Annotated in this window: 4 protein-coding genes and 1 pseudogene; 4 read left to right on the forward strand and 1 reads right to left on the reverse strand. The window is 37.2% G+C overall.

Translation table 11 applies throughout. From position 1 onward, the window contains the following. Positions 1-308 (reverse strand): annotated as a pseudogene (locus tag GKAS_RS22785) (hypothetical protein); the annotation flags it as partial. 480 nt (positions 309-788) lie between these two features. On the opposite strand from GKAS_RS22785, the gene GKAS_RS22790 reads away from it, so the two are divergent. From GKAS_RS22790 to GKAS_RS22805, 4 genes are all read left to right on the forward strand, one after another. Beyond that, entirely contained in the window at positions 789-1,088 is a 300-nt protein-coding gene (locus tag GKAS_RS22790) for a hypothetical protein (protein ID WP_147281551.1), read from the forward strand. Between the two features lie 85 nt (positions 1,089-1,173). Next, positions 1,174-1,614: a hypothetical protein gene (locus GKAS_RS22795; RefSeq protein ID WP_035897747.1), complete on the forward strand. Its 441-nt coding sequence runs from the start codon at positions 1,174-1,176 to the stop codon at positions 1,612-1,614. 972 nt (positions 1,615-2,586) lie between these two features. Beyond that, positions 2,587-3,144: a terminase small subunit gene (locus GKAS_RS22800; protein ID WP_246870765.1), complete on the forward strand. Its 558-nt coding sequence runs from the start codon at positions 2,587-2,589 to the stop codon at positions 3,142-3,144. A gap of 22 nt (positions 3,145-3,166) precedes the next feature. Beyond that, a partial coding sequence (locus GKAS_RS22805) for a terminase gpA endonuclease subunit (RefSeq protein WP_246870766.1) occupies positions 3,167-4,388 on the forward strand: 1,222 nt, incomplete at its 3' end.

Genomic DNA, 4,388 nt, shown 5'->3' on the forward strand with positions numbered 1-4,388 from the left:
TGGCTTATCTGTTCTTTTATCTCAGGGCATTTTTGTATAATCATTCGTTCTAGTTGCTGATCGTCATTAATGAAATCATAATTTCTAGGGAGGTTTAGAGAGTTAAAATAAATCATTAAAGGTTTGATTAACGTCCGTTTATCTTTTAATTCCTCTTCTACTAGTTTGAATGTTAATTGTTTCTTCAGTTTATAATTATCATTCTTCTGTGTGATTTTTTGACTAACCAGTGAGAATATTCCAGTAAGGATCACACCACTTAAAGTAGCACCTACGGTAATAAGTTGTGTAACAGTATTGGCTTCCATTGATAGAACTCTATTAATCATAAGTGGTTACATACAATATCATCGTGAGAACAAACAGTACATACTCAAATCATCACATCACATCACATCACATCACATCACAAGATTAGGTAGGTGAGAGGAGCATATTAAAATGGCAATTCTATCAGGGTGAAGAACATCATGCATAATGCATCACGTAGTGGGATATGTGGATGCTACAAGGTAGGCCGCTTCAACAGGTGGTAAACTCTCTATGTACATCAACGCTACGAGCAGGAAAGGAATCATAAGTACTTTGCACTGAACGTCACAGAGTACGGAAATGGCAAAGCACAGTTAACACAACTGAAGTTATCACGTACAATATCATATTCATACCTCGTTCCTTTTGGGTAGGTTTGTTGATGGTTGGAACGGGGTATGAAACCTACAATAAAGTTATTGCTCCAACTGCCGATAATATCCGTGTATGTCACATTGATAATCATGGATGCTTATATGAAAACCAGTACTAAACTAATCTGGGGCTTTGTAATCGTAGCAACGTATTTCCATTTCAAAGATGGAACGCCGACAAATGCCGTTGCAGAAACTGAATCAGTAAAACTAACAGACCAAGAAAAGCAGGATGCTCAAGACTTTGCACAAGCACTAATCCAGCGTGATTATACGTGTAATGAAGTAACAGCATTCAGCAATGCTAACTTCTCTGGATATGTAGAGATAGGCTGTGATGATCGCCAATTATTCAAAGTAAGTAAAAATGCATCTGGTAGATGGATTGTTGAACCACAGTAGTAATCCTAAAAAAGCCCTATATACTTTTCCTATAGGGCTTTTGTGTTACTATCTACAGCACATGTACATAACAAATGATAGTAAAATGAAAATTACTGTAGATAATATCTCTGAAATGTTCGAAGGAACGAAAGAACTTTTAATTGGTGGTTTAATAACTGCAATCACTGGTGCAATTATTATTGTTAATGTTAGTGAAGTAGTATCCGCTAAAATTCCATTAATGATAATAGCAATATTTCTTTTTACGGTTGTACCGGGTTTCTTTGCGATGTTGTTTTCACCACTAACTAAGATAACTGCAAAGTTATTCGATATTAAAAGTAGCACTGCGATATGCCGTGTATTATCGGGCATATACTTTATACTGTACTGGTATGTACCTTTAATCATAGTTAACATGATTATCACAAGTATCATGTACATGGGTAGTGGCGATGGTGGATTAAGAGCATGTTTTGCAATAGGGTGTTTTATCATTGCCGTAGTACAAACAAGAAAGTTTTTCAGATTACTTACTGCATAATATGTGCTAATGATGGGGTATAAGATGAGATGTTTTATGATTGCAGTACTATTACCGTTCACATCATATGCATCAATACCCGACTTCCAATGTTGGGATATACATAATGATGCTTTCAGTACTGATGGTAGCATATACGCAACTCGTTATACTGATAAGATGCCACCACCATATGGTTCATATCATTATGAAACAGCACCAAATGAGCAGTACTATAAAGAGATTGTAATAACCAATGAAAGATTTGGTGATGGATATTATTATGGTACATCATACATGAATAAAGAAGGTACATTGTATGACGATATAAAATGTAAACCTCTCTAAAGTAAGCCCACAAACACGTGGGCTTTTTTACGTCCTAAATACTCCTATACGCACATAGGAGGCTCGCATGATCACTTACCTACATTATCCCCGCGGCACTCTCGTAATCGCACCTGATGGCTCTCAGAGCGGTTATGAACCCACACGTCAAGATATCCCCAATACCGTACACCTACGCCTACCTGCACCTTACTACATCGATATCTTCATTGATTCATATTGCACAGTACTAAGACATAAATACATACATGTTAACCACACATTGCAGTACGCAAGACTAGGAACGAAGCGATATCCAATCAACTATGCAGGGTACGAAGCAAACACTATTCAGTACTTGAACGCATTAGGGGATGAACTAGAACTATGCGGCTCATTATTGGGCGAACATATCCCCTACAGAGTCAGCATTTTTATGCAGTAAAGTGCATGGCTAATCGTTGTGGCATAGGGTGAGAGCTAAAGTATCATTTCCAGATAATCACATAACTCATTGATTATAAAATAAGAAGGTACTCCCAAGGGGGGCAATCAAAGCGAGTTTTCGCCCACGCATTGATTTAAATATAAATGCAAAATTAAAGCATATCCGAACCGATGATGAATAATGCTTGCATAAATAATGCATAAAAAGGAATAGAACAAATGAAACATATTAGCATGAACGCACTTGCAAAACAGTACGGCTACGACGAATCCACAGTACGCCAATGGCGTGATAAAGGTATGCCTTATGGTGAAGGTATTGAAGAATCACAAACACGTGAATGGATTGTTGATAATATAATTAAACCATTACGCGATACCGATACAAAAGAACAAATAGAACTTGAACGTCTCAAAAAACTAAAGGCCGAAGCAAGCCTATCAGAATTAGAATTAATGGAAAAAGAAAACCAGGTAGTAAATTGTGAGTACGTAGAACAAGTGCTAACAGCCTATCTATTCCAGATTAAAACAACAATTAAAAGTATCCCCAATAAGATCTATCTAGAACTATTTGCAATGGACGATGCAAAAGACCTACGCGACAAACTAAAAGAAGTTATAGATACACATCTTTATTCACTGGGTGAAATGGAATTTGAACTACCAGAGGATGGAGAAATATTAGATCATGAACCAGAACCAGAAGAAACTAACGACACTTCTACAGAAAGTACTACCGACGATCAAGCCACCGAAGATACAGAAAACGAGTGAGTGGATCAAAGCTGGTGGAGTAATGAAATTAATTGATGGGCCGGGTATGGGTTTAGATTTCGTACCTTTCGCTTTTCAATGTGAACCAATGGATATTGCACAAGCACGTAGTACTAAAAAGATTGTAATCCAAGCATGTAGTCAATTATTAAAAACACAAGTTATGACGGCAATAGCCATGAACAAAATGGCTAATGATCCGGCTAATTTTGCATTTGCCAGTAGTTCAGCAGACGAGATTAAAAAATTCAGACTTGGTAAGTTCATGCCAGTAGTAGATTCTTCACCAGTACTATCACCCCTTGTAACAGACAAGAGCGATAAGAACGCCGCGAACAATGCGAAGCAAACAGAATTAAAGAACGGCACATTCATTTACTGGCTTAATCTTAATACACCAGGAAACCTACGTGGTATTACATGTTCAACAGTACTACTTGATGAGGTATCAAACGTAGATATTGGTGAAGAAGGGAACCCAATTAAACTAGCAGAAGCCCGTACTTCTACATTTGGTGATGATGCATTGATAGTAGTTGCCAGTACTCCACTATTCAAAAATGATTTAATCAATAGTGAATTCAATCTTAGTGATAAAAGATACTGGTTCGTTAAACATGAATGTGGTCATGAATATAAATTTGAATGGGATCAAGTTAAATTTGAATTCAAGCAACTTGAAAATGGTCGTGCAATTCCAGATTCAAATAGTAGTAAATTGATTTGTCCAGGGTGTGGAAAAGAAATAGACGAACACACACGCCACCAAATGGTAAACAAAGGCCGATGGATTGCTACTAATCCAGATGGTGAAAAAGGTGTAGTAGGTTATCAGATTAGCCGTATGTATTCGCCACTTGGAACTATCGAAGATATGGTTTCAAGGTATGCCGACGCTCTTTATTCGTTTAATCTCCAAACGTTCTATAACAACGAACTAGGGGAAGTATACGAAGACGAATATGAAAAAGAACTTGATATTATCCAACTTGAACAAACACGTGATGATTCATTTAACCTACATAATATTCCAGAACAGGCATTAGCAACCGTAATATCTGTAGATCAGCAACTCGATAGGCTAGAGGCGTCGGTGATTGCCTTTGATGAAAAGAACGTATGGGTACTTTGTCATGAATTCTTTTACTCTCATGATTGTACGAAACTAGAAGCCGCAGCATGGAATGAATTAGATAAATTCTGTAGACAGGATTTTAAAACCCCACAGGGGCGTACTGTACCTA

It is taken from the genome of Kluyvera ascorbata ATCC 33433 (assembly GCF_000735365.1).
Lineage (GTDB): Bacteria > Pseudomonadota > Gammaproteobacteria > Enterobacterales > Enterobacteriaceae > Kluyvera > Kluyvera ascorbata.

Coding starts and splice junctions, on each gene's coding strand:
- GKAS_RS22790 (WP_147281551.1), top strand. CDS start 789: ATGAAAACCAGTACTAAACTAATCTGGGGCTTTGTAATCGTAGCAACG.
- GKAS_RS22795 (WP_035897747.1), top strand. CDS start 1,174: ATGAAAATTACTGTAGATAATATCTCTGAAATGTTCGAAGGAACGAAA.
- GKAS_RS22800 (WP_246870765.1), top strand. CDS start 2,587: ATGAAACATATTAGCATGAACGCACTTGCAAAACAGTACGGCTACGAC.